Below are 26,623 nucleotides of genomic sequence, written 5' to 3'. Positions count from 1 at the left end.
AGTTGATGCAACGCGAAGAACACATGATCGGCGACACGTTCGCCTACCGGTTCACCGACCCGTCGGCCGACCACGTGCTGTTGGTACAACACGGCACTGGCGGCCACGGCGGGATCTACGACAAATTCGGCGCGCACTATGCCGGCCTGGGTGCCGAGGTGTGGTGCATGGACGCCCCCGGCCATGGCCGGTCCTGCGTCGACCGTCGCGCCGGGCAGTTCACCCTGCAGGAATGGGTCGACGCGGCAATGGCCGTCACCGACCACATCGTCGCCCACACCGGGTTGCCGGTGTTCATCAAAGGTTCCTCGCTGGGTACGGCGGCCGCCTATTGCGCCTACGCCGCGTCCGATGACTACGCCGGCGCGATCCTGATGGGACTCGCAATCCCGTCCTCGCCGCTGATTCCGGCCGAAAATCCTTTCCGCACTGCAGCATTCGAGCAGATGACCAGTTTCTTCGGTCCGGCGCTGCGCTTCGACATCGAGCAGTACATCGATTTCGACGAGGACTACGGCTTCCACGGCGCGGGTCGGCAGAAACACGCCGACCCGCTCAACACCTGGAGCTATGACCTGGCCGCGTGGGGCTCGATCATGCGGTACGACCCGGCTGTTCCGTTGGCCGACAACACCAAACCCATCCTGTTCGCCGTGGGCGAGAAGGACCCGATCTTCACGCCGGATATGGCCAGGGCGGTAGCCGGCGCGGCCGGTGGACCCGTGGATCTGCACATCCACCCCGACGCTGTGCACCAACTCATGTTGTTCCACACCAGCGGTTACTCGCAGGTCGTGCACGAGTGGTGTCAGCGACAACTGAAGAGCAGTCAGCACCAAGGACAGGAGTGAACACCGCCATGTCGACCGTCATCCATCCGTCAGCAGTCAATCACCTGGCCATCGCGACCCGCGACATCAAAGGCCAGATCGAGTTCTTCAGCACCGTATTGGGGTGTGCGCTCAAGGCGTTGTATCCGATGCACGGCGCTGAAGGCTGCTGGCATGGCTTTGTCGAGCTGAATCCCAAGTCCTACATCGCATTTGTCTATCACCCCGGCAATCCCGATACGAAGCAGTACGGGGTCACCCACGCCGCCGATCCGACCGCCCCTGTCGCGCCGGGCGCCATGCAGCATGTCGCGCTGTGGGTGGACACCGATGACGAACTGCTTGCTCTGCGCGACCGGATCCGCAGTCACGGTGTCCCCGTCCTGGGGCCCATCGACCACGGGTTCTGCCGGTCGATGTATTTCGGCGGGCCGGAGGGAATCGTGCTCGAGCTGACCACCGGCGATGCGATCGATCCCGCGGCGTGGATCGATCCTGAAACCGTGGCGATCAACGGCATCAGCGCAGAGGAGTTGGAAACCTACAAGAACCCGGCACCGTTCGACCGGACCGAAACCCCGGTCGCCCAGCCGGCCTACGACCCTGCCAAACCGCACATGGCCTACCCGGACGAGGTCTACCAGCTGATCCTCGCCATGACCGACGAACAGGTGTCGGCGATGGTCAGTTACCCCGACCCGCCCGTGCGGCTGGACTGACCGCCATGACCATCCACATCGAAACCCAGACGAAGAGACGCTCATGAAACTCGCCAATTACGACGGACGTGCAGTCATCATCACCGACGGCGGCCTCGTCGACATCGGGAAGGCCTCCGGCGGGTACCTACCCAGTCATCCCGACCACGCTGTCGCTGCCATTGACGCCGTGCAGGGCTGGTTGGCGGAGCGACAGCCCGAACCGGATATCCAGCTGAACGCCGCCGACCTGCTCGCGGATCTGAGCGTGCTCGGCCCGCCGGTCATCGCGCCGCGCCAAATCTTCGCCGTCGGGCTGAATTACGCCGACCACGGGGCGGAAACCGGATTGGCGGTGCCTGACGAACCGCTGATCTTCACCAAGTTCGCGTCCTCGATCACCGGACCGGGCGGGCCGATCCCCCTGCCCACCGCAACGTGTGACTGGGAGGTCGAACTGGTTGTCGTGATCGGCCGCGGTGGGCGCAACATCGGCGTCACCGATGCGTTGCGGCACGTCGCCGGATATTGCATCGGCCAGGACATCTCTGAACGGCAGTCACAAATGGCCGGTGCGCCACCACAGTTCAGCTTGGCCAAGAGCTACCAAGGATTCAGCCCCGTCGGCCCGTGGATCACAACGCTCGACGAGCTACCCGACGTCCATGATTTGGCGATTGCCACGGCACTCGACGATGAAGTCGTCCAGCAGGCCCGCACCAGCGACATGATCTTCGGCGTCGAAGCGCTCATCAGTCACCTCTCGACGGTGTGCGCGCTGCTACCGGGCGACCTCATCTTCACCGGTACCCCGGCCGGGGTCGGGTACTCGCGCACACCGGCGCGCTACCTCACCCCCGGCACGGTGGTGCGCTCAGCTGTCGAGGCGTTGGGCGAATTGCGTAACCCCTGCGTGGGGGTGCCGCCCTCTACCACCGGCGGGACCGCGACCCGCTGACCGCGATGGCTCCGGCCGCGACGACCGCAGCCGCGGCGGTCGCTGTCGTGGCGCTCAGCGTCCTGCTCGCTTGATTGCTCCCATCTCAGTTTCCTTGGTGCGCAACCTGACTCAAGCCATTGATGAGCAGTTCCAGGCCGAAGGCGAACTCCTGCTCCAGCGGCACGGGCAGATGATCGGCGACGCTGACGGTGGCCGGAAACGCCTGGGGATCCAGGGTCTGCCAGACCTCGACCTGGTCCGCGGCGCCTGCATCCGGTGGGGTCAACTGGGTCGCGAACCCCAGCACATAGCGCGCCAGTGTGGCGCACGCCTGTGCGGCCAGGGGGGCCGCGAAGCCTGATTTGAGCAGCAGTGCGATGGTCTGTTCGCGCTGGGTCATTGCATTGGGCCCGGTGGGGATCTTCTCAACCAGTAGTGGTGCCACGTGCGGGTGGCGCCGGAACACGTCGAACAGGCTGTGCGCCAACGTTTTGCAGGCATGCTGCCATGTCATGGCGTCGAGCGCCTCGTCGTCGATATGTGCCTCGGCCAACACGCTGTCGATCACCTGAGCGACCAGCTGGGCTCGGCCGGTGAAGTGTCGATACAACGTCGCGGTACCGGAGTCCAGGCGCTGGGCCAGATTGCGCATCGACAGCGCGTCGGCGCCCTCCTCGTCCAGGAGCGCAATGGCCGTCGCGATGATCCGGTCCAGCGGCACTCGCGGGCGGCCGCGCGATCGCCGCGGGCTCTGCTCCAACTCGGTGCTGGTACCTGACGTGCTCACGCCGCCAGTATGCCCACCCTTGACAGCCATTGCAATAACGGCAACACTGTATCCATTATGAATCTTCGCGATATCGATGTTCACGCGGACTCGCGGTTTGCCACCGTCGACGGCATGCGCATCCATTACCGGCGGTCAGGCAAGGGCCCGACGGTGGTGCTGCTGCACGGCAGCGCGTCGTCGCTGTACGGGGTGGAGGCCGTAGCCCAACGGCTGTGCGGGTCCTTCGATGTGATTCGCCTGGATCTGCCTGGTTTCGGGGTGACGGGGCCGCGTCCCGACGGCGACTATCGCGTCACCACGTACGCCGGGACGCTTGCCCGCATCTTCGACGCCATCGGCGTCGAGCGATGCGCCGTGGTGGGTAACTCGTTGGGCGGCAACATCGCCTGGAACCTCGCGCTCGATCATCCCGAGAACCTGCAGCTGACCGGTTTGGTGTTGATCAATGCCACCGGCTATCCCGACAAGGAACTGCCGGCCGCGATGGCACTGGCGCGCAATCCCATTGCGGGCCAACTGTTGCGGCGGTTCATGCCGCGCCGTGCCGTCGAGCGCAGTCTGCGCCAGGCCGTCGGGCCGAACTCCGACGTCGTCGATGCCGCGATGGTGGAGCGCGCGCACCGGTTATGGAACCGGCCCGGTAACCGCTCGGCGTTCATCGATTTCCTGTGCACCGACCAGGCCGACCGCAGCGGCGAGATCCCTAACATCGACGTGCCGACCCTGGTGCTGCGCAGCGCCGGCATGGACGGCCAGCACTTCACGCGCGACATCGCCGGCAGCATCGAAAAAGTCCATCCCAATGGCGGGCACCTGCTCCCCGAAGAAGACCCCGCCTGGGTAGCCGATGCGATCGCCGAATTCCTGAAGTCCGTCTCAGCCTAGGAACACCGAATGAAGTACTTCGTCGCGGCAGGAGAAGACCGCAGACTCGATGCTGCCACGCGGCGCACCTTGCGGGGCAACTACATCCGATTGTCAGATGGCATAACGCATTACGAGCTGGCCGGGCCTGACGGCGGCGACGTCGTCGTACTGGCGGGCGGGCTGACGATCCCGCTGTTCTACTGGGACGATCTGGCTGCCGAGCTCCACGCCCGCGGACTGCGGACCCTGGCCTACAGCGGCTATGGCCGCGGCTACTCCGATCGCGTCGTCGCCCCTTACGACGAGGCGCTGTTCGTCCGCCAACTCCGTGAGCTCGTCGAGTACCTCGACCTGCCCGCCACGCGCCACATGGTGGGCACGTCGATGGGAGCGCTTATTGCCATGGCGTACGTGGGTCAGCACGCCGGCAGCATGGCCACGCTGACGCTGGTGGGTCCTGCCGGGCTGAGCCGTCAACCTCTTGCACAGAAGCTGTTGGTGGGCAACGACATCACGGCCGGCTTCATCGCCAAGCGATTCGGGCGGCGTGTCCTCGATCGGCATCTGGGACACAATGTGGCAGACCCCTACCGCGCCGCCGTGCTGGCGGCGATGGTCGGCGACGCCGCGCGGTACGAAGGATCCATCTACGCGCTTTTCGAGACGCTGCAACACTTTCCGCTATTCGACCGCGCCGAGCTCTACCGGCGCACGGGCACGCTTGATCTGCCCACCCAGCTGATCTGGGGCCGTGAGGACCACGTCACGCCGATCAGCAGCCTGGACCGGGTCCGCGAACTGCTTCGGCCCAGCCAATGCCACGTCATCGATGACTGCGGCCACATGGCTCCTTTCGAACGTCCCCTCGTCGTCGCCGACCAATTGGCGACCTTCTACAGATCGGCTTGACCCATGACGACAACAAGCAGCACCACCGACGTCTTGATCATCGGCGCGGGGCCGGCCGGCACCGCGCTCGCGATCGACCTCGCCCGCCGCGGCGTGGCGGTACGCCTCATCGACAAGGCACCACACGCCTTCGACGGTTCGCGTGCCAAAGGCGTCCAACCGCGCACCCTCGAGGTCCTCGAGGATTTGGGTGCACTATCCGACGTCCTCAATCAGGGCACCCTGTACCCGCCGATGGGCATCCACCTCGGCCCCCTCACCATCCCGTACCGCGCGATGGCCAAAGGCAAGCGCAGTGCCGACGTCCCCTACCCCGACACCTGGCTGATCCCCCAGCACCAAACCGACCGCGCACTGCATGCCCGGTTCGAAACCCTTGGTGGCCGTGTCGAATTCGGAACCGAGTTGACGGAATTCACCGACCACGGCACGCATGTCACCGCGCGCGTCACGACCGCCGATGGTGGCGAGGACATCACCGCGCGCTACCTCGTCGGCGCTGACGGCGGCGCCAGCCGGGTCCGCAAGATCGTCGGCGTCGAATTCAGCGGTTCCACCGACGAGGCCGACCGCATCCTCATCGTCGACGCCGCGGTCTCCGGTGGGCTGTCGCGCAAGTACTGGCACGTCTGGCCTGGCGTCAAGGGTCGCTTCGTGGGCGCCTGCCCGCTGCCGCACAGCGACACCTTCCAGTGGATGATCCGACTTGCGCCCGACGAGCAACCGCCGCAAGACCTGGCTCAGATCAACGCGCGCATCCAGGCGCATACCCGCAACAAGCAGCTCGCGTTGCGAGACATCCAGTGGCAGTCGGTTTTTCGGCCCAACATCCGGCTGGCCGAGAACTACCGACGCGGCCGCGTCCTGCTGGTCGGTGATGCCGCGCATGTGCACACCCCCGCCGGCGCCCAGGGCCTCAACACCGGGATCGGCGACGCCTACAACCTGGGCTGGAAACTCGGCCAGGTCCTGGCCGGAGCCGACGATCGGCTCCTCGACACCTATGAACAGGAACGCCGGCCCATTGCTGCCGGCGTGCTCGGGCTCTCCACGAAGAAGTACGAGGGGATCGCCAAGCTCGACCCGTCGAGCCTGCGGCGCGGAAAGGACGAGAAACAACTCGCCCTGACCTACCGCGGCGGGCCGCTGGCGCCGCCGGGCGCCGACGACACCGCGACGCTGCGCGTCGGTGACCGCGCGCCGGACGCCGACCTCGTCACCGCGGACGGGCGCCGCGTGCGACTGTTCGACGCTTACCGCGGATCGCATTTCACCGCGCTGGCCTACGGTCGGCACGCCGCCGCCGCGCTGGCAGCACTCGAGTGGCCCACCGCGGGCGCGTCACTCGACCGCCTCGTCGTCGATGCAGGCCGCGGCGGCCCCGACGGCGTGTTCGGCGACCCGACCGGAGAATTCGCCAAGATCTACGGCTTGACGCGGGACACGCTGGTGCTCGTCCGCCCCGACGGTTACATCGGCCACATCGCCGTCCACGACCTCGCCGGAACAACGCGGGCCGCCGTGCAGGCCATGACTCCGCTGTCCTCCGTATCAGCGCCGTCGAAGCAGTTATGACGGTCGGCGCCGAGGCACGCACGTCGAGCAGTCGAAACCGAAGGGCCAGTGGCCCAGTGGCCACCGGGCTGCTGGCGTACGCGTTCGCCGTGATCATGGCCGGCACGACATTGCCCACCCCGATGTATGCGCTCTACGCCGGCACCATGGGCTTCACCGTTCTCACCGGCACGGTGATCTACGCGGCCTACGCCGGTGGGGTGCTGGCGGCGCTGGTGCTGTTCGGACGCTGGTCCGACGCCATCGGTCGACGACCGGTCCTGCTCGCCGGGGTCGCCCTCGCGGTCGCCAGCGCCGCGACGTTCCTGATGGCCGGCGATGTGACGACCCTGGTGGCCGCTCGGGTGCTGTCGGGACTGTCCGCCGGCATATTCACCGGCACGGCCACCGCAGCGATCATCGAAGCCGCACCACCGAAATGGCGTACCAGGGCCGCCGCCATCGCAACCGTCGCCAACATCGGCGGCCTGGGTGCGGGTCCCTTCCTGGCCGGTGTTCTCGTCCAATACTGCCCGGCACCGCTGCAGCTGGCCTTCGCGCTGCACATCGTGCTGGCGGTGGCGGCGGGCCTTGCGGTCGTCGCGATTCCCGAAACATCAGCCCGGACTGGGCAACTCGGTATACAACGGCTGCAGCTTCCCGCGGAGGTACGCGGCACTTTCACCCTCGCCGCGATCGGGACGTTCGCGGGATTCGCCTGCATGGGGCTGTTTGCCGCGCTGGCACCGTCGTTCCTGTCCACCATGATCGGCATTCACAACCACGCCGCGGCCGGGCTGGTCGCCAGCTGCACCTTCCTCGCCTCGGCGATCGCCCAGGTGGCGGCCAACCAGACGCAGCCGCACCGCGCGATGGCCGTGGGTTGCGCGATGCTGGTGCTCGGCATGATCGCCTTGGCGGCGGCGCTGATCACCAGCTCACTGGCCGGAGTCGTCGCTGCCGCCGTCATTTCCGGTGCGGGACAAGGCATCAGCTTCAGCCGCGGCCTGGCCGCCATCACCGAGGCCACACCAATCGAGCGGCGCGCTGAAGTCAGCTCGACGCTGTTCGTGGTGGCCTACCTGGCCATCTCGCTGCCCGTCATCGGCGAAGGCCTGGCCGCACAGCACTGGGGGCTGCGCAGCGCCGGCATCGGTTTCGCCATCGGAGTCGGCGTGCTCGCGGCCACCTGCCTGATCGCGTTGCCGGCCCTGCGCCGCCGAGGCTGACGGCTATCCGCTTTTCGCCCGCGGCGCGTCCCACAACGACGCCGCCAGCGCGGCCACCGAGGTGAGCGCCAGGAACTGCACCCACGGCGAATGGCCGATGTAGCCGTCCACCGACCGCCAGGGGTAGGCGCTGAGCATCGCCCCCGCGCCGATCAGGCCGCCCGCCGAGGCGACGACGGTCCACCCGTCGAGCCACCGGACCCGCGACCTCAGCAGGTACCGGATGCCGATGGCGGCCGCCATGGTCGCCAGGCCCGCCGAGCCGGCCACCAGGAATCCGAAGCCGATGAGGACCACACCGACGATCGCCGGACGCGGCTGCCAGGTGTCCGTCGGCTCGTCATCGACGGGGCGCCGCATCGGCAATAGCGCCAACAACGCCAGGAGCGGCAGCAGCGCGAGCCCGCCGAACAGCCCGACCCGGTAGGGAGTGTTCAGCGCGAACGTCAGCGTGACGATGCCGGCCGTGCCGGCCGGCAGCACCCAGCCTTGTTGCCAGCCGTTGATGGTCACCGGGGTGAGCACGGCGCCGTTCGCGGTGTGGGCGGTCCAGCCGGGGTTGACGCTCTCGGGGACCACGAGCACCCGCTGTACGGGCGACGGGGTCACGTCCACCTCACGGTGATCAGACGTCCACGTCTTCAGCTGCGCGGGAGTCATTGGGGCACTGTGGATGTGGGCCGCGAGCGGTCCGGTCAGGCGGGCGCCGACGACGGTGAAGTCCGCCCCCGGGCTGATGAGGAGCTCCTGTTTCCCGGCCGGCAGTTGCAGCGGCGCGGACTGGCACGGCTGGGCCGCGATCGGTTCGCCGTCCAGCAGCGCGCCGACGGTGGTGTGTACCGAGGTCTGCAGGAACTGGCCGGCGATCGCGACGATCGGACCGCGGCCGCAGGGCAGCGTGATGGCGCGGCGCCGGTTGGCGGCGGCATCGGCGGGCGCGATCGGTGCGCCATGGTCGTCGAGGGCGGTGATCTCGGCCAGGCCGGGTGGCTTCACCTGGTCGAATCCCAGTGCGGTGCGGTCGATCAGGTCGTGCCAGTCGAGGATCGACAGTTTGATGGTGTCGGTCTTCGCAGGCGTCAGCTGCAGGGTTTGCGGTCCGTCGCCGATCCGTCGCACCTGCGGCCCGGTGCCCAGGTCGACGGCGACGACGGTCGGATGCGCCGGGAGCTCGGAGGCGCTGGGGACGAGCCGCACGGCGCTGACGGTCGTCGGGGCCGGCAGGTGCACGGTCAGGTTGGCGCCGTCACGGTATTGCACGATGCCCTGTGGGGCCACCCAGGCAGTGTGCGGGTCGCCGTCGGTGGCGGCGTAGGCCGAGCCCGCGACATCGATGACGTCCGCGTCCCCGGACGCGTGGGTGGTGCCCGGCTGGCGTACCAGGTCGGCCAGGTGCGGGCCCTGCCTGGCCTGCACCCACACCGTCGGCACGACGGCCACTGGCGTCGGCACGGTGAGGGTGCGGCTCATGTTGACGGGTTCTTCGGGCGACTGGGCCATGGTGGCGGCGCACCGCACCCCGTTCGGCCCCTCGGCGCAGCCGGGCCGGCCCAGCTGGTCGTTACCCAGATCCCATTGCGCGACAGCTGATCCCGCCGGCGGGCCGGGCACGTCGATGGTGTGCCGCAGGCTCACCGCATGGGCGAAGCCGGACGCGTCGTACTGCGTCACGGAGAAGTCGGTGATGCCGAACTGCACGCCGGGGGAGCCGTCGTCGGTGCCGGTCGCGGTGAACCGGACCCAAGAGGTCTCGCCGTAGGGCAGCGCCGCCGTCAGCGGCTTGCCGGGCTTGTCGAAGCGAATTGTGCTGGTGCCGTTGGCTGTTGCCACCTCGATGCGGCGCACCTGAGCTCCGACAGCGGTGGCGCTGGGCGTCAGGGTGATGGTCGCGTTGGTCACCGGATGGTCGAAGTCCACCTGAAGCCATTGGCCCACAGCGGTTTGCAGCGAGCTGGACACCCAGCTGGTCGAGGAGTCGCCGTCGATCGCGGCGGCCGGCCCGGCCGCCGTCGCCACGTTGGGCAGCGCCGTCGAATCGGACGACGAGCTCGAGGTGGTGATCCGTCCGCCCGGCCACTCGCCGTACGCGAGAGCGGCGCCCGGGCTGGGGTAGTCCATGACCCGGTTGAAGGTACGTCGTGGATCGTCGGGGGCCCGCACCGCCGACGAGTGGTCGTCGACGCGCCCGTAATCGGTCTCGCGCGCCAGCGGGGTGTCGGTGACGGTGACCTCGGGCACCGGCAGCCCGGCTTGCTGCGCGTCGGACGTCAAAACCATGGGGCCCAGGGGTTTCCGTCCCATCAGGCGCCGGCGCTCGTCGATTCGCAGCAGGGATTCTGGTCCGCCGTCGATGCGGGGCATGGTGTCGGCGTCGGACAGGTAGGGCTGGGTCGGGGTAGCGCCCGTCACCCGGTAGATCTCGATCGCCGGGTAGCGCGGCCGCAGGCCACTGTCGGAGACGAAGCCGTCCAGTGTGCCGGGGCCGACGGGGTCGCCGAACTGGGCGACCCGCGTCAGGCCGGGGGACCCGTCGATGGCCCGGTGCACCAGCAGCGGCCGGGCCGACCGCGAGTTGTCGGGGTCCAGGTCGTTGCGCACCACAACGAACGAAATACCTTGGCGGGCAAGGGTATCGGCCAACCCGGCGGACGGCCGCCCGGTGGCGAACAGCCGCTGTACGGAGTCCAGGGCGCGGATGGTTTCGGGCGGGGTCAGCGGAATTGAGTCGCGCACACCCCAGGCGCCGCGCTCCAGGACCTGCAGCGGCTCGTCGTGCGTGTTGCCCCAGACCTGGTTGGCGAACGGCGCGCCCGGCGCGACCAGCACCCGGCCCGGCGTCTCGGCGTTGTGTGCGTCGAGCCAGTCCGCGGTCTGGTGCCAGTACTGCGGAATGGCGCTATAGGCACCCGGCGCGGCCAGGCGGCCCGTCCACGCCAGTGATGTCCCGGCGATCAGCGCGGTCAGCAGCACCACGGCCACGGCCATCCGCTTGTCCCGCTCGAGGTGGGCGAACGCGTTGATCCATTCCCGGCGCGGCGCCGTGCCGGGCAGCGGAATCCGGCCCAGCACGTGGGCCAGGCCCAGCGCCAGCGGCAGCCGCAGCACGGGCTCGAGCTTGTGCACATTGCGCAGCGGGGTGCCGGCGGCGTCGAGGAAGGTCTGCACCTGGTGTGCGACGGGGGAGCCCAGGCCACCTGAGTATGCGACCGCCAGCAGCAGGAGGCCCAACAGCAGCATCGAGGTGAGCCGGCCGCGGGCCGGCATGCTGCGCATCGCCAGACCGGCCATGCCGCCGGCCGCCACCAAAGTCGTGGCGAGCACCGCCACCGAGCCGGTGACCAGTGACGAGCCTGCCGTGGCGTTGGTCGCGACGAACGCCGTCCAGCCGTAGGTACCGCGCAGCACCTCGGTCAGCGACAGCCATTGGGTCGTGACACCCGACGATTCGATGAAGTCCAGGAACGGCGGGCTGATCCGGCCGAGCAGCACCAGCGCCACCGCCCACCACAGGATGGCGAGCAGCGTGCAGCCGAACCACCACGCCGTGAAGCGCCACCAGCGCCGGTTGGGCCGGTGTGCAGCCCACCAGACGATCGCGGCGAGGCAGCCCGTGAGCGTGGCGACGGCGTTGACGGCACCCATCAGCGCGACGGCGACGGCCGAGCGGGCGGCCAACTGCCGGATTCCAGGCGTGATTTGTGCACGATTTTCCGCGCTCACCGCGGAAAATCGTGCACAAATCCCCGAGTCACCGCGCAGCGCCAGGATCACCGGCAGCAGCACCCACGGCGCCAGCATCATCGGCAGGGTCTCGGAGGAGATGGCGCCCAGCGTCGTCAGCGCCCGCGGGGACAGCGCGAACGCCACGGCGGCGAGCACGCGCGACGACCGGCTCCCGATGCCGAGCGCCTCGGCGACCCTGATGACGCCCCAGAAGCCGACGACGAGCAGCAACGCCCACCACAGCCGCTGCGTCACCCAGCCGGGCAGGCCGATGACATCACCGGCGAGGAAGAACGTGCCGTGCGGGAACAGGTAGCCGTAGGCCTGGTTCTGCGACTGGCCGAAGGGGAGGTCGCTGCTCCACAGATTCGCCGCCCGCGCCAGGAAGCGTGCGGGGTTGGCGGTGAGATCGAGTTTGGTGTCGGGCGAGACCCGGCCCGGTGACTGGGCGAACGTCAGGACCAGTGCGGCCGCGCTGACGACCCATAGGCAGCGCCGGGAGAGCGGCGCTGCGGGATCAGCTGCGGTTGCCGTATTCGACCCGGTTGAGCACCGATGACGCTGGATCGCCCGATTGCAGCGTCGGCTTGGTGTCCTGCTCCAGCATCAGCGTGGTGCCGAAGACCGCTGCGGCGCCGAGCAACAGACCGACCACGATGCTGGCTCCGGCGGGCACGAGGAAGCGGTCCATGGCGCCCAAACTAGCATGGCGACCTGCCTGGGCCCCGTTTCGGCGGCCGTCTCACGGGGTCCCGGGGGACCGCGACCGGAACCGTTAGGCTCGAAACCCATGTCCCTGACCCGAACCCTCGGCGCGCTGGCACTGGTGTCCGGATTGGTCGCCGGTTGCTCGTCGTCGTCCGACCGTCCGGCCGCGTCCAGTACGTCCAGCCAGGCCTCCAGCACCGCGTCGTCGAGCAAGCCGATGGACGCGCCCGCACCGACCTCACCGCCGTGCGATCCGCACGCGCTGCTCAGCACGCTCACCCTGCGCCAGAAGCTGGCCCAGCTGCTCATGGTGGGTGTCAAGGACGCCGCCGACGCCCGCGCCGCGGTGACGCAGCAGCAGGTCGGCGGCATCTTCATCGGCAGCTGGACGGATCTGTCGATGCTGTCGGACGGTTCGATCCCGGCGCTGCAGGCCGCATCCGGCGCGCTGCCGCTGGCGGTCAGCATCGACGAGGAGGGCGGCCGGGTGTCCCGGCTGAAGAAGCTGATCGGCCCGCAGGAGTCGGCGCGCGTGCTGGCGGCGACCAAGACCCCGGCCGAGGTTCAGGCCATCGCCAAGGACCGCGGGCAGCAGATGAAGGACAAGTTCGGCATCACCGTCGACTTCGCGCCCGACGCCGACGTCACCGAGGAGGCCGACGACGAGGTCATCGGCGACCGCTCGTTCGGCGCGGACCCGCAGAAGGTGACCGAGTACGCCGGTGCGTACGCCGCGGGGCTGCGTGAGGCGGGGCTCGTCCCGGTGCTCAAGCACTTCCCGGGGCACGGGCACGGCTCGGGCGACTCGCACACGGGCGGGGTGAAGACGCCGCCGCTGGAGGCGCTCAAAGACAACGACCTGGTGCCGTACCGGACGCTGACGACGCAGCAGCCCGTCGCTGTGATGGTCGGCCACCTGCAGGTGCCGGGACTGACGCAGGGCGACGACCCGGCCAGCCTGAGCAAGCCGGCCTACGACCTGCTGCGCAGCGGCGAGTACGGCGGCCCGCCGTTCGACGGCGTGGTGTTCACCGACGACCTGACCGGCATGGCCGCCATCACCCAGCACTTCGGCGTGGCCGACGCGGCGCTCAAGGCGCTGCAGGCCGGCGCGGACGTCGCGCTGTGGATCACCACCGACGGCGTCCCGGACGTGCTCGACAAGCTGGAGGCGGCGGTGCAGGCCGGGCAGCTGGACCAGGCGCAGGTCGACAAGTCGGTGCTGCGGGTGGCGGGCATGAAGGGGCCGGGCGCGAAATGCGTGAAGTAGGCCGCTCGTTGCATACCCTGATCTGATGGCAGGTGGAACCAAGCGGCTGCCGCGGGCCGTCCGCGAACAGCAGATGCTCGACGCCGCCGTGCAGATGTTCTCGGTGAACGGCTATCACGAGACCTCGATGGACGCGATCGCCGCGCAGGCCGAGATCTCCAAGCCGATGCTGTACCTCTACTACGGCTCCAAGGAAGAGCTGTTCGCAGCCTGCCTGGACCGGGAGCTGACGCGCTTCGTCGACACCGTCCGTGCGGACATCAACTTCGCGCAGAGCCCGCGCGACCTGCTGCGCAACGCCGTGCTGTCGTTCATGACGTACATCGACCGCAACCGGGCGTCGTGGATCGTGCTCTACACGCAGGCCACCAGCTCGCAGGCGTTCGCCCACACCGTGCGTGAGGGTCGCGAGAAGATCATCGACCTGGTGGCGCGGCTGCTCAGCGCGGGTACCCGAAACCCGGAGCCGGACAGTGACTTCGAGATGATGGCCGTGGCCCTGGTGGGTGCGGGTGAGGCCATCGCGTCCCGTGTCAGCGCGGGCGACACGGACGTCAACGACGCCACCGAGCTGATGATCAACCTCTTCTGGCGTGGCCTGAAGGGCAAGCGCGCCGAGTCGTAGGTTTCTCGCGCTCCCGCGGCGCCGCGACGGTGCACACAGATCGCCCTCCCAGCGATTCTGGCGGTCTGGTCGCACATTCGCGGACCGTCGGCGCGTCCGGGGCTCTCACGCCGGCGCGGCCCCGCCGCGGCGCTGGTATGGTCCGATTCGAGCCAGTCGAACCCAACGCGGTTGGGTCAGGGAATCCGGTGCGAAACCGGAACTGACGCGCAGCGGTAAGGAGGACAGGCGGAGCAACGGCCACTGGCCCCACGCGGGCTGGGAAGGCGCTCCGGCCTGGATGATCCCGAGTCCGAAGACCTGCTGGCTCGGGCTCTCGCGGCCTGGCGGCGCGAGGACCCGCCCACGCATGGACTCCGCGACCCGAGTCCCGGATCGGAAGGCGCCGCCGTGTCTCTACGTACCATTGTGCTTGTCGCACTGGTCGTTTCGCTCGTCTGCTCATGTGGCGGACCGCGGGCGACCGGAACTGTCAACGCCGCAGCCGCCGGCTATCCCGTCACGCTGGAGAACTGCGGACGTACGGTGACGGTGAAATCGCCGCCGCAGCGCGCGGTTTCGATCAATCAGCCGGCCAGCGAGCTGCTCCTGGCCCTCGGGCTCGCCGACCGGATGGCCGGTACCTCGTCCTGGAGCGACGACGTCCGGCCGGACCTTGCCGCCGACAACGCCAAAGTGCCTGTGCTGAGCCGCGATTTCCCGTCATTCGAGCGGGTGCTGAAAGAGAAACCCGACTTCGTGTACGCGACGTTCGACTGGTCGTTCACCGATCAGGGTGTCGCCCCGCGCGATCGGTTCGAGCGGCTGGGAGTGCCGACCTACCAGTCCTCCAGCGAGTGCGGCGGTCAGGACGCGGCGCAACAACGCGCGCTGACGCTCGACGACATGTACGCCGAAATCGGTGATGTTGCCAAGGTTTTCGGTGTTGCCGAGCGTGGTGACAAGCTGGTGTCGACGCTGCGGGCGCGCATGGCGACCGCGACGAGCGGCCTCGAGGCCGGCGATACCTCCCTGATGTGGTGGTACGCCGGTACCAGAACGCCGTACATCGCGGGTTGCTGCGGAGCGCCGGGCATCATCACCACGGCGGTGGGGGCGCGCAACGTGTTCGCCGACAACCGGCAGCTGTGGCCGGAGATCTCGTGGGAAGCGATCCTGCAGCGCGATCCGGACGTGCTGGTGCTCGCTGATCTCACCCGCGGCAAGGATGGCGACAGCGTCGCCGACAAGATCAAGTTCCTCGAAACCGACCCGGCAGCAAGCAAGTTGAAGGCCGTGCGGCAGAAGCGGTGGATTGTCTTGCCGGCCAGCGCGATGGATCCGTCGCTGCGCAACGTCGACGCTGTCGAGACCGTCGCGTCCGGGCTGCGTTCATTCGGGCTGGGCGGGAAGTCCTGACGGCCGTGCGTACGGCTGCTATGACGACGTTCGGCCTGGTGGTCCTGGCGCTGTCGATCGCGGCGGCTATGATCATCGGGCCGGCCGACCTCGGCTTCGTCGACGTGTATGCCGTCGTCGCGCAACATGTTTGGGGCCGCCCGGCGGATGTCGCGCCGATCGACGACGGCATCGTCTGGGAGCTGCGGCTGCCACGCGCGCTGTTGGCCGCGATCTGTGGTGCGGGCCTGGGCATCTGCGGCGCGATCCTACAGTCGCTGATGCGCAATCCGCTGGCCGACCCGTTCATGCTGGGCATCTCGTCCGGCGCGTCGACGGGAGCCGTGCTGGTCGTGGTCACGGGTATCGGCGGTGCACTGACGCTGTCGGGTGGTGCGTTCGTCGGTGCGGTGATCGCCTTCGTTCTGGTGCTGGCCCTCGCCGCGGTGTCCGGCGGCGGGCAGGACCGCGTGCTGCTGGCCGGTGTCGCTGGCACCCAGCTCTTTTCCGCGGCCACGGCAATGGTGGTGTTCTCGTCGGCCGACACGCAACAGACGCGCGGGGTGCTGTTCTGGTTGCTCGGCTCGCTGGCGGGGGCCGGCTGGTCTCAGGTGGCGCTGTGCGGTGCCGTGTGCGCGGCCTGCCTGGCGATCTGCTGGCTGCAGTCAGATGCCTTGGACGCGTTCGCCTTCGGTCGTGATGCGGCCGCCGCGTTGGGTGTCTCGGTGCGGCGCGTCCGCGCCGTCTTGTTGGCGACGACGGCGCTCCTGACGGCCGTGCTGGTGAGTGCCGCCGGCGCCATCGGATTCGTCGGGCTGGTGTTGCCGCACGCGGCGCGGATGATCGTCGGGCCATCGCACCGGCGGCTGCTACCGGTCACGGCGGTCGCCGGCGCGATCTTCCTGGTGTGGGTCGACGCGGCGGCCCGCACGGTGTTTGCGCCGCAGGAATTGCCGGTCGGCGTGGTGACCGCGCTCGTCGGTGTGCCGATCTTCATGTGGATTCTCGCTCGGCGCAGGAGGATTCGATGACGGGCGCGCTCACCGCGGAGTCCGTCTGCTGGACGGCCGGCGGGCGGCTCGTCATCGACGGGGTCTCGCTGGCCGTGGCGGACGGCGAGACGCTGGGGCTGCTCGGGCCCAACGGCGCCGGCAAGTCGTCGCTGTTGCGCCTGCTCGCCGGATTGCGGCAGCCCGACGCCGGCGCCGTGCTGCTCGACGGCCGACGGCTCGCCGATCTTCGTCGTCGTGCGGTGGCGCAACGCGTCGCGGTGGTCGAACAGCAGGTCAGCACCGAGCTGGACCTGACCGTCGAACAGATCGTGCGCCTGGGCCGAATTCCGCACCGTGGCATCTGGTCTGGCGACACCGCGGCCGACGGCCACGCCGTCGAGCGTGCCCTGGCACAGACCGAGACGACCGCCATGCGCGACCGGGATTGGCGCACGCTGTCCGGTGGCGAACAGCAGCGGGTACAGATCGCCCGGGCCCTCGCGCAGGAGCCCCGCGAACTGCTGCTCGACGAACCCACCAATCACCTCGACATCCGGCACCAGTTCGAGCTGTTGGCACTCATCCGCGCGCTGCCCGTGACAGCGGTGGTGACGCTGCACGACCTGACGCTGGCGGCACTGTTCTGCGACCGGCTCGTCGTGCTCGACGAGGGGCGGGTCGTCGCGGCAGGGACCCCCGCCGAAGTCCTCACCGCCGAACTGATTTCGGCGGTCTACGGCGTCGCGGCGCGGGTCATGGTCGATGACACCGGCCGCCCGTCGATCCAGCTGCTCCCGCCGTCCCTCCACCAAGACCCGAAATTGCCGACGGGTGGCACCACGCCGGTCACTTAATCTGGAAGATGTGCACAAACGGGCGGGCCGCATCCTGTTGGTCGTGGCTGTCCTGGTGCTGACGGGTGTCGCCGCCCTGGCCGGGTACCGCGGCTACCGCGAGCACGCCGCCCGGCCGGACTTCCCGGTCGTGGACACCTCGAAGTTGAGTCCCGGACGCGCGGCCGTCGTGCATGTCCTGGCTCAGGAGTACGCGGCGCAGGCGGGCATGGCCAAGTACTCCGAAGGCAACGACGAGCCGTGGTGCGCGGACTTCACCAGCTGGGTGATGCGGGAATCGGGAAAACCCTTCAGCAATCCCAACTCCGGGCACTGGCGCATTCCGGGCGTCATGACGCTCACCGACTATCTGCGTGCCGGGGGGCGCTGGGAGCCGACGGACTACTCGCCCCTGCCCGGCGACATGGTGCTCTACGACAAGCCGAGCCCGAAGGGCCAGCACGTCAACATCGTGCTCGTCAACGACAACGGCACGCTCACCACGGTCGGTGGCGGTGAGGGCACCAACGTGGGACTGTCCAGCTTCAAGATCGCCGACGACCCTGGAATCCGTGGGTTCGGCCGGTACGAGTGAGGGAGGCTGGGGGCGCGCTCGGGCTCTGCCGACCAACATGTCTCGCCTGGAGCCGTCAACTTTCCCTGACAGTCAAGGAAAGTCGACGGCTCCAAATCGCAAGTGCCACAGGAGAGCCGACACGCCCGGGCGCCTGAAGCGCCCGCGTCGAGCTACAGCTCGGTGACCGTCGCCGTCAGGTGCGGGTAGCCCTTCGACAGGTTGCGCAGCGCCAGCTCCCAGCCGCCCTCGATGGGTTCGACGTACAGCCCCACCTTGGCGGGCAGCAGCACCGGCTTGCCGAACTTGACCGAATACTTGACCGCATCCGGCAACTGGCCCTCGATGTTGGCCAGAACCGCTGCGGCGCTGAACATCCCGTGCGCGATGGCGGTCGGGAAGCCGAACAGCTTGGCGCCGATCGAGCTGGTGTGGATCGGGTTGTGGTCGCCACCGACATCGGCGTAGTGCCGAATCTGACCCGGCGTGATGCTGATGACCGCGTTGGGCGGCGGCAGCTTCGGCTGCTTCACCGGCTCCGGCTTCGGCTCACCCGACAGGCTGGTCCGCTGCTGGTGCAGGAACGTGGTGATCTGGTTCCACACCAGGTCATTGCCGACCTTGACGTCCGTGATGATGTCGACCAGCAGGCCCTTGCGGTGCTCGCGCAGGTTCTCCGCGCGCACCGCGATGTCCAGTTCGTCGGTCACCTTGATGGGCCGGTGCTGGGTGATGTGGTTCTCGATGTGCACCGAACCCATTGCGGCGAACGGGAAATCGAACCCGGTGACCAGCGACATCATGGTCGGGAAGGTCAGTGCGAACGGGTACGTCAGCGGCACGGTGTCGCCGAACCGCAGCCCGGTCACCGCGGCGTACTCGGCGACATTCTTCGGGTCGATGGTCAGGCCCGACACCGTCACGGTGCGGGCCGGCAAGGTGGAACCCCGCGACACGAACGGCAGCGCACCCGCCACCGCCCGCGCCATGTTCAACAATCCGTTCGGTTGCGCCATGACTACTGCCTCCTGTTCTTCGCGCAAGCGCTCATCACGCGCCCAACAGGGCCTGGCCGCAGACCCGAATCGTGTTGCCGGTCACGGCATTCGAGGCGGGGCTGGCGAAGTAGGCGATCAGCTCGGCGACGTCGACCGGCAGGCCGCCCTGGAACAGCGAGTTGAGGCGGCGGCCCACCTCGCGGGTGGCCAGCGGGATGGCGTCGGTCATCTTGGTCTCGATGAAGCCCGGCGCGACGGCGTTGATGGTGACGCCCTTCTCGCCGAACACCGGGGCGAACGCGTCGGTCATGCCGATCATGCCGGCCTTGGTGGCGGCGTAGTTGGTCTGGCCGCGGTTACCGGCGATACCGGCCATCGACGACAGGCCCACGATGCGTCCGCCCTCGCCGATGGTGCCGTTCTCCACCAGCCCCCGCGCAAGACGTTGCGGCGCAAGCAGGTTCACGGCGATGACCGAGTCCCAGCGGGCGTCGTCCATGTTGGCGAGCAGCTTGTCGCGGGTGATGCCGGCGTTGTTGACGAGGACGTCGGCCTTGCCACCGTGGTGCTCGGTGAGATGCGCGACGATCTGGGCGACGGCGTCGTCGGCCGTCACGTCCAGGGCCAGCGCGGTGCCACCGACCGCGGCGGCGGTCTCGGCCAGTGCGTCAGCGGCCTGCGGGACGTCGATGGCGACGACGGACGCGCCGTCGCGCGCGAACACGCGGGCGATCTCGGCGCCGATGCCGCGGGCGGCACCGGTCACGAGTGCGACCTTCCCGGCCAGCGGCTTGTCCCAATCGGCCGGGGCGACGGAGTCGGCGGCGCCGACGTAGAACACCTGGCCGTCGACGTACGCCGACTTGCCCGACAGCAGGAAGCGGATGGTCGACTCGATGCCCGAGGCGGCGGGCGCGGCCTTGGCCGACAGGTAGACGAGCCCGATGGTGGCGCCGCGCTGCAGCTCCTTGCCGAGCGAGCGGGTGAAGCCTTCGAGGGCACGCTGGGCGATGCGCTCATCGATGCTGTCGGTCTCGTCGGGCGTGGTGCCGACGACGACGACGCGGCTGTTGGCGGCGAGGTTGCGCAGCACGGGGGTGAAGAACTGGTGGAGCTGCTTGAGCTGCTCGGGCTTGGTGATGCCGGTGGCGTCGAACAGCAGGCCACCGAACGAGTCGGCCCAGCGGCCGCCGACGTTGTTGCCCACGAGCTCGTAGTCGTCGGCGAGGGCCGCGCGCAGCGGCTCGGCCACGCGGCCTTCGCCACCGATCAGGAGGGGGCCGGCCAGCGGGGGCTCGCCGGCCTTGTAGCGGCGCAGCGGCTGGGGCTGGGGTACGCCGAGCTGCTTGGCCAGGAACGAACCGGGACCGGAGGTGAGGACTTGGGAGAGGACGTCAGCCATTGCGGACCTTTCTGCGGACGTATGTCGTATAGACGGAACCGTCTTGTCAGAGACGAACTTACTCCAGAGTAAGAACGGTGGGTAATATAGGCGTCAAGCAACATCTTGCCTCAGTCATCCAACGTCAAACCGAACTGGAGAAAAACCGTGGCCGAGACCAACAGCCGCCGCCGCGTGGCCGTCCTGGGTGGTAACCGCATTCCCTTCGCGCGATCCGACGGCGCGTACGCAAACGCCTCCAACCAGGACATGTTCACCGCGGCCCTGGACGGTCTGATCGACCGCTTCAACCTCAAGGGCGAGAAGCTCGACATGGTGATCGGCGGCGCCGTCCTCAAGCACAGCCGTGATTTCAATCTCATGCGCGAATGTGTGCTCGGCACCTCGCTGTCGCCCTACACGCCGGCCTTCGACCTGCAGCAGGCCTGCGGCACCGGTCTGCAGTCGGCCATCGCGGCCGCTGACGGCATTGCTGCCGGCCGGTACCAGGTGGCCGCGGCCGGTGGCGTCGACACCGCGTCGGACGCGCCCATCGCCCTCGGCAACGACCTGCGCCGCGTGCTGCTGAGCCTGCGCCGTGCCAAGTCGAACGTCGACCGGCTGAAGCTCGTCGGCAAGCTGCCCGCCGCCCTCGGCGTGGACATCCCGGTCAACAGCGAGGCCCGCACCGGCCTGTCGATGGGCGAGCACGCCGCCCAGACCGCCAAGGAGATGGGCGTCAAGCGCACCGACCAGGACGCCCTGGCCGCCGCCAGCCACCAGAACATGGCCGCCGCCTACGACCGCGGCTTCTTCGACGACCTGGTCAGCCCGTTCCTGGGCCTGTACCGCGACAACAACCTGCGGGCCGACTCGTCGACCGAGAAGCTCGCCAAGCTCAAGCCGGTCTTCGGCGTGAAGCTGGGCGACGCCACCATGACCGCCGGCAACTCGACCCCGCTGACCGACGGCGCGTCGGTGGCGCTGCTGTCGACCGACGAGTGGGCCGCCGAGCACGACATCCCGGTGCTGGCCTACTTCGTCGACTCCGAGACCGCCGCCGTCGACTACGTCAACGGACCCGACGGCCTGCTCATGGCCCCGACCTACGCCGTGCCGCGCCTGCTGGCCCGCAACGGCCTGACGCTGCAGGACTTCGACTTCTACGAGATCCACGAGGCCTTCGCCTCGGTCGTGCTGGCGACGCTGGCGGCCTGGGAGTCGCCCGAGTACTGCAAGGGCCGCCTCGGCCTGGACGCGCCCGTGGGCTCGATCGACCGGTCGAAGCTCAACGTCAACGGCTCGTCGCTGGCGGCCGGGCATCCGTTCGCCGCGACCGGCGGCCGCATCGTGGCCCAGCTGGCCAAGCAGCTCGCCGAGAAGAAGAAGGAGACCGGCAAGCCGGTGCGCGGCCTGATCTCCATCTGCGCCGCGGGTGGCCAGGGCGTCACGGCCATCCTGGAGGCCTGAGCCTCGAACGTGCGGGAAATGGCCGCTGGACCAGCGGTTTTGCGGCCATTTCCACCAATTTCGCCGGGCCTGTAACGCCCCGTGAAACCGCAGCGATACCCATAGTGCCTCGTGTTTCCGTCTGACCCCCGACCTGACGGAGGCACGGGGCACTCTCGTTTTCCCGTGGGGATTTGTGCACGATTTTCCGCGCCCCCCCGCGGATTTTCGTGCACAAATCCCTGGCGCACGGGCTTGCGTTCGAGCGCGCTCAAACTCCTAGCGTCAGCGCCATGACAACAGCTACGCCAGCACAGACCTGGGTCATCACCGGAGCCTCGAAGGGTCTCGGACGCGCACTGGCCGAGGCCGCCCTTGCCGGGGGCGATCAGGTCGTCGCCGCAGTCCGCAATCCCGTCAGCGTGGCCGACCTGGGCGCCGCCTACGGTGACCGCTTCACCGCCGTCGCCTTCGATGCCCGTGACACCAGCGAAGCCGCCACGCTCGTCCAGGCGGCAGTCGACCGTTACGGTCGCCTCGACGTCCTGGTGAACAACGCCGGGCGGGCCATCGTCGGCGCCGCCGAGGAAGTCGCCGACGCGCAGCTGCGCGACCTGATGGACCTGCATCTGTTCGGTCCCGCCGCCCTGGTGCGCGCGGCGTTACCGGTCATGCGGGCGCAGGGCAGCGGGACGATCGTCCAGATGAGCAGTCAGGGCGGCCGGATGTCGTTCCCCGGCGTCTCGACGTACTCGGCGTCGAAGTTCGCTCTGGAGGGCTGGTCGGAGGCCTTGGCCGGCGAGGTCGCGCCGTTCGGGATCCGGGTGATGCTGGTCGAGCCGAGCCGGTTCCGCACCGCCTTCAACGCGGCCGACGTGCTCGACTTCACCGACGCCTCGTCGACCTACCGGGACGTCCTGGCCGCGGTACGCGCCGACATGGCCGGCGCGGACGGGAAGCAGGAAGGCGACCCCGCCGCGGCCGCGCAGATCATCGTCTCCCTGGTCCGCTCCGAGGACGTGCCGCTGCGGCTGCCACTCGGTGCCGAGGCCGTCGAGCGGCTCACGACCACCTACCAACGCGGTCTGGACGAAGTCGGCCGGTGGGCCGCGCTGGCCCGCAGCGCCGACTTCGCGGACAGCGCCGCCTCATCGCGGCCGATCTAGTATCGAGTATGTCCTCCACCGACGAACTGATGAGCCGGGCACTTGCCGCACTCGGCGAGATGGACGGACCGATGTCGATCGAGGTCATCCACCGGCTCGCCGACACCGAGGGCCTCAGCGAGCCCATGACCATTGCCGAGGTTGCCGACCTGCTCGACGTCTCCGCACACACCCTGCGCTATTACGAACGCGCCGGCCTGGTCGAGGTCGACCGCGACAGCAGCGGCCACCGCGTATACCCGCCCGAGGCGGTGCGCCGACTCGTCTTCCTGACCCGGATGCGCTTGTCCGGCATGGCCATTCGAGATCTGCAGCACTACATCGCGCTCGTGGACAGCGGAGAGCAGACGGTGCCCGAACGACTCGACATGCTGCTGGAACATCGCGACACCATCCGCCGCCAGATCCGTGAACTCACGCTTTCGCTGGCGGCCACCGAGTACAAGATCGCCACCTACGGCGGCACCACCGGCGACACCTGCTGACGGGTCTAGAGCAGCGCCGCGAGCACGGCGACGTGGCTGATCGAGACGTCCTTGGCCGAGGTGGTCAGGGTCACCGGACCCATCGATCGCAGCTTGGCCAGCTCCTCCGAGTCGGCCAACTCTGCCCGGTAGTCGGCGGCGAACTTGTCGAACTCGCCGGGATGCGCGTGGTACCACTTGCGCACTTCGTTCGACGGTGCGACGTGCGGCATCCAGGTGCCGACCCGCGGGTCCTCCTTGGGAATTCCCCTGGGCCACAACCGGTCGACGGTCACCCGGGGCGGCTGGGCGGGATCAACCGGGTCGTACACCCGAGCAGTGTCGATCATTTCGGGTCCTTGTGGATGGCTGCCGGAGCAGGCGGTGGGGTGAACAGGCTGCCTCCGACACTGCCACGCAACGTCCGTACCGCGACCAGCGCCCAGGTGCACAGCAGAAAGACGTACGCGACGACGGCGGCGACGCGGAACGCCGGCAGCCCGGTGTGTGCGGCGAGTTGCGACGTGCCGGTGACGAACGTGCCGACAGGGAAGGTCAGGCTCCACCACGTCAGTGCAAACGGCATGCCGCGGCGCATTGTGCGCACCGTCAAGGCGCTGGCGAGGCTGATCCACAGCACGGCGAAGCCCCATACCGGGACGCCGAACAGCACGGCGAAGATGTTCATGCCCGACGCCAGCTCCGGGCTGATGGCCGAGGCCGCCGCCGTCCCCAGCAGCCCGGCGGCGGTGATGCCCTGCCCCAGCGGACCCAGCACGATCCAGAGTGTCGGCACGCGGGCCGACCCCGAGGTGCCGTAGTGCGCCAGCCGGCTCCAGATCATCGTGATGATGATCAGCGCCGCGATCAGCGACAGCCCGAACATCGCGAAGCAGCCGTAGAACATCGTGGTGCGGGCCGTGCCCGGCGGCAGGTGCGGCAGCAGCAATGCGCCCGAGGCCGCCGACACCATGGGCGGCACGACGGGCATCAGCCAACCACCGAACGCGGCGTCCGGCCCGACCTCGAGCTGGGTGAACATGAGGAACGGGATGGTCATCGCGGTGAACAGGCCGCCGATGGTGCCCGCGGTCCACAGAATCCAGTCGAGATCGACGGCGAAACGCGTGCCGATCAGGTCCTTGCCGATCAGCAGGGCCCCGAGGCCGACGGTCATCAGCGCCATCGGCGCCGCACCGTAGAAGTGCGTCATCTGCGGGTTGCGCACCTGGCTGCGCGCCACCGTGGGGTGACGCACCCACTGCACCGACACCGCGACGATCAGCAGCACCAGCAGGGCGGTGGCGATCACCCACACCCCTTCGGCGAAACCCCGGAGTCCGGGCAGATGCACCGGCAGCGACGCGGCCGCGGTGGCGACGATGCCCGTCCCCATCACCGAGGCGAACCAGTTGGGTCCGAAATATTGCAGCCGGGCAGTCTCTGGTCCGTCGGTCGTCATGGTTCGATACTCACAGGTGACCCAAACCGGCCTCAAGGAGCATCCCGTGCAGATCAGCATTTTCGGTTCGTTGAGTGGTCTCAAATCGCCCGTCGACGACACCGTCGCGTACCTCGCCCAGTTGCGTGACGAGGGATTTCGCCGGGCCTGGTTCGCCCAGATGCCTTACGAGCCGGACCTTCTCACGGTGCTCACGGTCGGCCTGCGTGAGGTCGACGGCATCGAGGTCGGCACCGGCGTGCTGCCCATCCAGAATCAGCTCCCGATGCTGTTGGCACAGCGGGCGCTGACCATCAGCCAGATGACGGGCGGCCGCCTGCTGCTCGGGCTCGGCATGACGCACCAGGCCGTCACCGAGGGCATGTGGGGTATCCCGTGGGACAAGCCGGTCCGCCGGCTCAACGAATACCTGGACGGCCTGTTGCCGCTGTTGAACGGCGAGAAGGCCGACGCCACCGGCGAGACGGTGACCACGCGCGGCGCGCTGATCATCCCCGGTGCCCCGACGCCGCCGGTGTACATCGCCGCGCTCGGACCGAAGCTGTTGCAGATCGCCGGACGCCGGTCGTCGGGCACCGTCACCTGGATGACCGGGCCGAAAACCCTTGCGGGCCACGTCGGTCCGACGTTGCGCCAAGCCGCTGCCGACGCCGGCCGCGCCGATGCGGTCCGCGTCGTCGCGGCCATTCCGGTTGCCGTGACCGACGACGTCGACAGCGCCCGCAAGCAGGCCGCCGAGCAGTTCGCCATCTACGGTCACCTGCCGTCGTACCGCGCCATGCTCGACCGTGAGGGCTACGCCGGCCCGGAGGACATCGCGATCATCGGCGACGAGCAGACGGTGCGCGACCGCCTGGCCGAATTGGAAGCCGCCGGGGTCGACGAATACGTCGGCGTGACATTCGACCCGTCGGCCGAAGGCCGGGCCCGCACCCGTGCGGTGCTCAAAAAACTGGAATCCTGAGCAGGTTTGGCAAGGCTTCATTGGCTGGCGGATCGCCGCGCGCCCGCATAGCGTTGCAGGAATGGCGATCTCGTCCCATGACGCCGAGCCCCACGCGGGTTCGGTTGCGTCGAAGCTGAACTGGTTGCGCGCCGGCGTACTCGGTGCCAATGACGGCATCGTGTCGACTGCCGGCATCGTCGTCGGTGTCGCGGCCGCGACGGCCGAGCGCGGGCCGATCTTCACCGCCGGTATGGCTGGTCTGGTGGCCGGCGCGATATCGATGGCGCTGGGCGAGTACGTGTCGGTGAGCTCGCAGCGCGACACCGAACAGGCCTTGCTGGCCAAGGAGAAGCGCGAGCTCAAGGAAGACCCGGCCGCCGAGCTCGATGAATTGGCCGGACTGTTGGAAGGGCGTGGTCTGTCGGTGTCGACGGCGCGGACCGCGGCCGAGGAACTGACCGACCACAACGCGTTCGCCGCGCACGCGGTCGTCGAGTTGGGCATCACGCCAGGCGATTTGGCCAACCCGTGGGCGGCCGCGTTCTCGTCGGCGGTGTCGTTCACCATCGGCGCGTTGTTGCCGTTGGTGGCGATCCTGCTGCCCCCGACGACGCTCCGTGTCCCGGTCACGATGTTCGCGGTGCTGCTGGCATTGGCGATCACCGGCGTGGTGTCGGCGCGACTCGGTGGGGCGCCGGTCGGAAAGGCCGTGGCCCGCAACGTCATCGGTGGTGCCCTCGCGCTGGGTGCCACCTACCTCGTCGGCCATCTGGTCGGCGGCGTCGTCGCCTGAGTTCGGCTCACCCTGCCGAGCAGACGCAAAACTGTCGCAAATCAC

25 protein-coding genes and 1 riboswitch are annotated in these 26,623 nt (G+C 68.7%); of the genes, 18 read left to right on the top strand and 7 right to left on the bottom strand.

The window, feature by feature from the left end:
* Nucleotides 1-5 precede the first annotated feature (5 nt).
* The 3 genes from VXD91_RS22730 to VXD91_RS22720 are packed head-to-tail and all read left to right on the top strand — an operon-like array spanning nucleotide 6 to nucleotide 2,486.
* Complete coding sequence (locus VXD91_RS22730) at nucleotides 6-851, top strand: alpha/beta fold hydrolase (protein ID WP_318984781.1); 846 nt, start codon at nucleotides 6-8, stop codon at nucleotides 849-851.
* Nucleotides 848-1,549 (top strand): VOC family protein, encoded by a 702-nt coding sequence (locus VXD91_RS22725; RefSeq protein WP_318984780.1) that lies wholly within the window; start codon nucleotides 848-850, stop codon nucleotides 1,547-1,549. Before VXD91_RS22730 ends, VXD91_RS22725 begins: the two co-directional genes overlap by 4 nt.
* A gap of 43 nt (nucleotides 1,550-1,592) precedes the next feature.
* Nucleotides 1,593-2,486, top strand: a complete 894-nt coding sequence (locus tag VXD91_RS22720) for a fumarylacetoacetate hydrolase family protein (RefSeq protein ID WP_346416510.1) — start codon at nucleotides 1,593-1,595, stop codon at nucleotides 2,484-2,486.
* An 85-nt stretch (nucleotides 2,487-2,571) separates the two neighbouring features.
* Here the strand turns inward: VXD91_RS22720 and VXD91_RS22715 are convergent, their stop codons facing one another.
* Nucleotides 2,572-3,255 carry a TetR/AcrR family transcriptional regulator gene (locus tag VXD91_RS22715; protein ID WP_318984778.1) on the bottom strand — a complete coding sequence of 228 codons (684 nt, stop codon included), beginning with the start codon at nucleotides 3,253-3,255 and terminating at the stop codon, nucleotides 2,572-2,574.
* Between the two features lie 9 nt (nucleotides 3,256-3,264).
* Here VXD91_RS22715 and VXD91_RS22710 point away from each other — a divergent pair, with 9 nt between their 5' ends.
* Genes VXD91_RS22710 through VXD91_RS22695 form a run of 4 tightly spaced genes read left to right on the top strand, consistent with a single transcriptional unit; the run spans nucleotide 3,265 to nucleotide 7,817 of the window.
* A complete protein-coding gene (locus VXD91_RS22710; RefSeq protein WP_346416509.1) occupies nucleotides 3,265-4,143 on the top strand; it encodes an alpha/beta hydrolase in 879 nt (292 codons plus the stop codon).
* 9 nt (nucleotides 4,144-4,152) lie between these two features.
* Nucleotides 4,153-5,034: an alpha/beta fold hydrolase gene (locus tag VXD91_RS22705; RefSeq protein WP_318984777.1), complete on the top strand. Its 882-nt coding sequence runs from the start codon at nucleotides 4,153-4,155 to the stop codon at nucleotides 5,032-5,034.
* Between the two features lie 3 nt (nucleotides 5,035-5,037).
* Complete coding sequence (locus tag VXD91_RS22700; RefSeq protein WP_346416508.1) at nucleotides 5,038-6,609, top strand: FAD-dependent oxidoreductase; 1,572 nt, start codon at nucleotides 5,038-5,040, stop codon at nucleotides 6,607-6,609.
* Between the two features lie 56 nt (nucleotides 6,610-6,665).
* Nucleotides 6,666-7,817 carry an MFS transporter gene (locus VXD91_RS22695; protein ID WP_346416507.1) on the top strand — a complete coding sequence of 384 codons (1,152 nt, stop codon included), beginning with the start codon at nucleotides 6,666-6,668 and terminating at the stop codon, nucleotides 7,815-7,817.
* Nucleotides 7,818-7,820: 3 nt separating this feature from the next.
* Here VXD91_RS22695 and VXD91_RS22690 read toward each other — a convergent pair whose 3' ends face one another.
* Both VXD91_RS22690 and VXD91_RS22685 read right to left on the bottom strand, forming a co-directional pair.
* Nucleotides 7,821-12,107 (bottom strand): alpha-(1->3)-arabinofuranosyltransferase, encoded by a 4,287-nt coding sequence (locus tag VXD91_RS22690; protein ID WP_346416654.1) that lies wholly within the window; start codon nucleotides 12,105-12,107, stop codon nucleotides 7,821-7,823.
* Nucleotides 12,058-12,231: a DUF2613 domain-containing protein gene (locus VXD91_RS22685; RefSeq protein ID WP_020103457.1), complete on the bottom strand. Its 174-nt coding sequence runs from the start codon at nucleotides 12,229-12,231 to the stop codon at nucleotides 12,058-12,060. Before VXD91_RS22685 ends, VXD91_RS22690 begins: the two co-directional genes overlap by 50 nt.
* 99 nt (nucleotides 12,232-12,330) lie before the next feature.
* Here VXD91_RS22685 and VXD91_RS22680 point away from each other — a divergent pair, with 99 nt between their 5' ends.
* The 6 genes from VXD91_RS22680 (at nucleotide 12,331) to VXD91_RS22655 (ending at nucleotide 17,940) form a co-directional block, all read left to right on the top strand.
* On the top strand, nucleotides 12,331-13,518 hold the full coding sequence (locus VXD91_RS22680) for a glycoside hydrolase family 3 N-terminal domain-containing protein (RefSeq protein ID WP_212807974.1): 1,188 nt from the start codon (nucleotides 12,331-12,333) through the stop codon (nucleotides 13,516-13,518).
* Nucleotides 13,519-13,543: 25 nt separating this feature from the next.
* Nucleotides 13,544-14,143 carry a TetR/AcrR family transcriptional regulator gene (locus VXD91_RS22675; protein ID WP_020103459.1) on the top strand — a complete coding sequence of 200 codons (600 nt, stop codon included), beginning with the start codon at nucleotides 13,544-13,546 and terminating at the stop codon, nucleotides 14,141-14,143.
* 136 nt (nucleotides 14,144-14,279) lie between these two features.
* Nucleotides 14,280-14,466, top strand: a riboswitch (cobalamin riboswitch).
* 67 nt (nucleotides 14,467-14,533) lie between these two features.
* Complete coding sequence (locus tag VXD91_RS22670; protein ID WP_212807975.1) at nucleotides 14,534-15,541, top strand: ABC transporter substrate-binding protein; 1,008 nt, start codon at nucleotides 14,534-14,536, stop codon at nucleotides 15,539-15,541.
* A gap of 20 nt (nucleotides 15,542-15,561) precedes the next feature.
* Nucleotides 15,562-16,551 carry an iron chelate uptake ABC transporter family permease subunit gene (locus tag VXD91_RS22665; protein WP_212814448.1) on the top strand — a complete coding sequence of 330 codons (990 nt, stop codon included), beginning with the start codon at nucleotides 15,562-15,564 and terminating at the stop codon, nucleotides 16,549-16,551.
* Entirely contained in the window at nucleotides 16,548-17,366 is an 819-nt protein-coding gene (locus tag VXD91_RS22660) for an ABC transporter ATP-binding protein (protein ID WP_346416506.1), read from the top strand. Before VXD91_RS22665 ends, VXD91_RS22660 begins: the two co-directional genes overlap by 4 nt.
* Before the next feature lie 10 nt (nucleotides 17,367-17,376).
* Nucleotides 17,377-17,940 (top strand): CHAP domain-containing protein, encoded by a 564-nt coding sequence (locus tag VXD91_RS22655; protein WP_346416505.1) that lies wholly within the window; start codon nucleotides 17,377-17,379, stop codon nucleotides 17,938-17,940.
* A 152-nt stretch (nucleotides 17,941-18,092) separates the two neighbouring features.
* Here VXD91_RS22655 and VXD91_RS22650 read toward each other — a convergent pair whose 3' ends face one another.
* Nucleotides 18,093-18,935 (bottom strand): MaoC/PaaZ C-terminal domain-containing protein, encoded by an 843-nt coding sequence (locus VXD91_RS22650; RefSeq protein WP_212807978.1) that lies wholly within the window; start codon nucleotides 18,933-18,935, stop codon nucleotides 18,093-18,095.
* A gap of 34 nt (nucleotides 18,936-18,969) precedes the next feature.
* Complete coding sequence (locus tag VXD91_RS22645) at nucleotides 18,970-20,319, bottom strand: 3-oxoacyl-ACP reductase (RefSeq protein ID WP_346416504.1); 1,350 nt, start codon at nucleotides 20,317-20,319, stop codon at nucleotides 18,970-18,972.
* 147 nt (nucleotides 20,320-20,466) lie between these two features.
* Between VXD91_RS22645 and VXD91_RS22640 the strand changes: the two genes are divergently transcribed.
* The 3 genes from VXD91_RS22640 (at nucleotide 20,467) to VXD91_RS22630 (ending at nucleotide 23,398) form a co-directional block, all read left to right on the top strand.
* The gene (locus VXD91_RS22640; protein ID WP_346416503.1) at nucleotides 20,467-21,768 is read left to right on the top strand and encodes an acetyl-CoA C-acetyltransferase; all 1,302 of its coding nucleotides are present in this window, start codon (nucleotides 20,467-20,469) and stop codon (nucleotides 21,766-21,768) included.
* A 272-nt stretch (nucleotides 21,769-22,040) separates the two neighbouring features.
* Nucleotides 22,041-22,913 carry an SDR family oxidoreductase gene (locus tag VXD91_RS22635; protein ID WP_346416502.1) on the top strand — a complete coding sequence of 291 codons (873 nt, stop codon included), beginning with the start codon at nucleotides 22,041-22,043 and terminating at the stop codon, nucleotides 22,911-22,913.
* Nucleotides 22,914-22,921: 8 nt separating this feature from the next.
* The gene (locus tag VXD91_RS22630; protein WP_346416501.1) at nucleotides 22,922-23,398 is read left to right on the top strand and encodes a MerR family transcriptional regulator; all 477 of its coding nucleotides are present in this window, start codon (nucleotides 22,922-22,924) and stop codon (nucleotides 23,396-23,398) included.
* A gap of 5 nt (nucleotides 23,399-23,403) precedes the next feature.
* Here VXD91_RS22630 and VXD91_RS22625 read toward each other — a convergent pair whose 3' ends face one another.
* Together VXD91_RS22625 and VXD91_RS22620 are read right to left on the bottom strand one after the other, a co-directional pair.
* Complete coding sequence (locus tag VXD91_RS22625) at nucleotides 23,404-23,727, bottom strand: DUF488 family protein (protein WP_346416500.1); 324 nt, start codon at nucleotides 23,725-23,727, stop codon at nucleotides 23,404-23,406.
* Nucleotides 23,724-24,839 carry a TDT family transporter gene (locus VXD91_RS22620; RefSeq protein ID WP_020103470.1) on the bottom strand — a complete coding sequence of 372 codons (1,116 nt, stop codon included), beginning with the start codon at nucleotides 24,837-24,839 and terminating at the stop codon, nucleotides 23,724-23,726. Before VXD91_RS22620 ends, VXD91_RS22625 begins: the two co-directional genes overlap by 4 nt.
* Between VXD91_RS22620 and VXD91_RS22615 the strand changes: the two genes are divergently transcribed.
* Both VXD91_RS22615 and VXD91_RS22610 read left to right on the top strand, forming a co-directional pair.
* A complete protein-coding gene (locus tag VXD91_RS22615; RefSeq protein ID WP_212807984.1) occupies nucleotides 24,838-25,803 on the top strand; it encodes a TIGR03564 family F420-dependent LLM class oxidoreductase in 966 nt (321 codons plus the stop codon). The two genes, VXD91_RS22620 and VXD91_RS22615, sit on opposite strands and share 2 nt — an antisense overlap.
* Before the next feature lie 61 nt (nucleotides 25,804-25,864).
* Entirely contained in the window at nucleotides 25,865-26,578 is a 714-nt protein-coding gene (locus tag VXD91_RS22610; protein WP_212807985.1) for a VIT family protein, read from the top strand.
* The last annotated feature ends 45 nt before the right edge of the window (nucleotides 26,579-26,623 follow it).

The sequence above is a fragment of the Mycobacterium sp. SM3041 genome (assembly GCF_039668335.1).
In the GTDB taxonomy this organism is placed as follows: Bacteria; Actinomycetota; Actinomycetes; order Mycobacteriales; family Mycobacteriaceae; genus Mycobacterium.
The sequence above is the reverse complement of the archived record's forward strand: the minus strand, read 5'-3'. Positions and strand labels throughout refer to the sequence as shown.

Coding starts and splice junctions, on each gene's coding strand:
- VXD91_RS22730 (WP_318984781.1), top strand. CDS start 6: ATGCAACGCGAAGAACACATGATCGGCGACACGTTCGCCTACCGGTTC.
- VXD91_RS22720 (WP_346416510.1), top strand. CDS start 1,593: ATGAAACTCGCCAATTACGACGGACGTGCAGTCATCATCACCGACGGC.
- VXD91_RS22710 (WP_346416509.1), top strand. CDS start 3,265: ATGCCCACCCTTGACAGCCATTGCAATAACGGCAACACTGTATCCATT.
- VXD91_RS22705 (WP_318984777.1), top strand. CDS start 4,153: ATGAAGTACTTCGTCGCGGCAGGAGAAGACCGCAGACTCGATGCTGCC.
- VXD91_RS22700 (WP_346416508.1), top strand. CDS start 5,038: ATGACGACAACAAGCAGCACCACCGACGTCTTGATCATCGGCGCGGGG.
- VXD91_RS22685 (WP_020103457.1), bottom strand. CDS start 12,231: ATGGACCGCTTCCTCGTGCCCGCCGGAGCCAGCATCGTGGTCGGTCTG.
- VXD91_RS22680 (WP_212807974.1), top strand. CDS start 12,331: ATGTCCCTGACCCGAACCCTCGGCGCGCTGGCACTGGTGTCCGGATTG.
- VXD91_RS22675 (WP_020103459.1), top strand. CDS start 13,544: ATGGCAGGTGGAACCAAGCGGCTGCCGCGGGCCGTCCGCGAACAGCAG.
- VXD91_RS22665 (WP_212814448.1), top strand. CDS start 15,562: ATGACGACGTTCGGCCTGGTGGTCCTGGCGCTGTCGATCGCGGCGGCT.
- VXD91_RS22660 (WP_346416506.1), top strand. CDS start 16,548: ATGACGGGCGCGCTCACCGCGGAGTCCGTCTGCTGGACGGCCGGCGGG.
- VXD91_RS22650 (WP_212807978.1), bottom strand. CDS start 18,935: ATGGCGCAACCGAACGGATTGTTGAACATGGCGCGGGCGGTGGCGGGT.
- VXD91_RS22645 (WP_346416504.1), bottom strand. CDS start 20,319: ATGGCTGACGTCCTCTCCCAAGTCCTCACCTCCGGTCCCGGTTCGTTC.
- VXD91_RS22635 (WP_346416502.1), top strand. CDS start 22,041: ATGACAACAGCTACGCCAGCACAGACCTGGGTCATCACCGGAGCCTCG.
- VXD91_RS22630 (WP_346416501.1), top strand. CDS start 22,922: ATGTCCTCCACCGACGAACTGATGAGCCGGGCACTTGCCGCACTCGGC.
- VXD91_RS22625 (WP_346416500.1), bottom strand. CDS start 23,727: ATGATCGACACTGCTCGGGTGTACGACCCGGTTGATCCCGCCCAGCCG.
- VXD91_RS22615 (WP_212807984.1), top strand. CDS start 24,838: ATGGTTCGATACTCACAGGTGACCCAAACCGGCCTCAAGGAGCATCCC.
- VXD91_RS22620 (WP_020103470.1), bottom strand. CDS start 24,839: ATGACGACCGACGGACCAGAGACTGCCCGGCTGCAATATTTCGGACCC.
- VXD91_RS22610 (WP_212807985.1), top strand. CDS start 25,865: ATGGCGATCTCGTCCCATGACGCCGAGCCCCACGCGGGTTCGGTTGCG.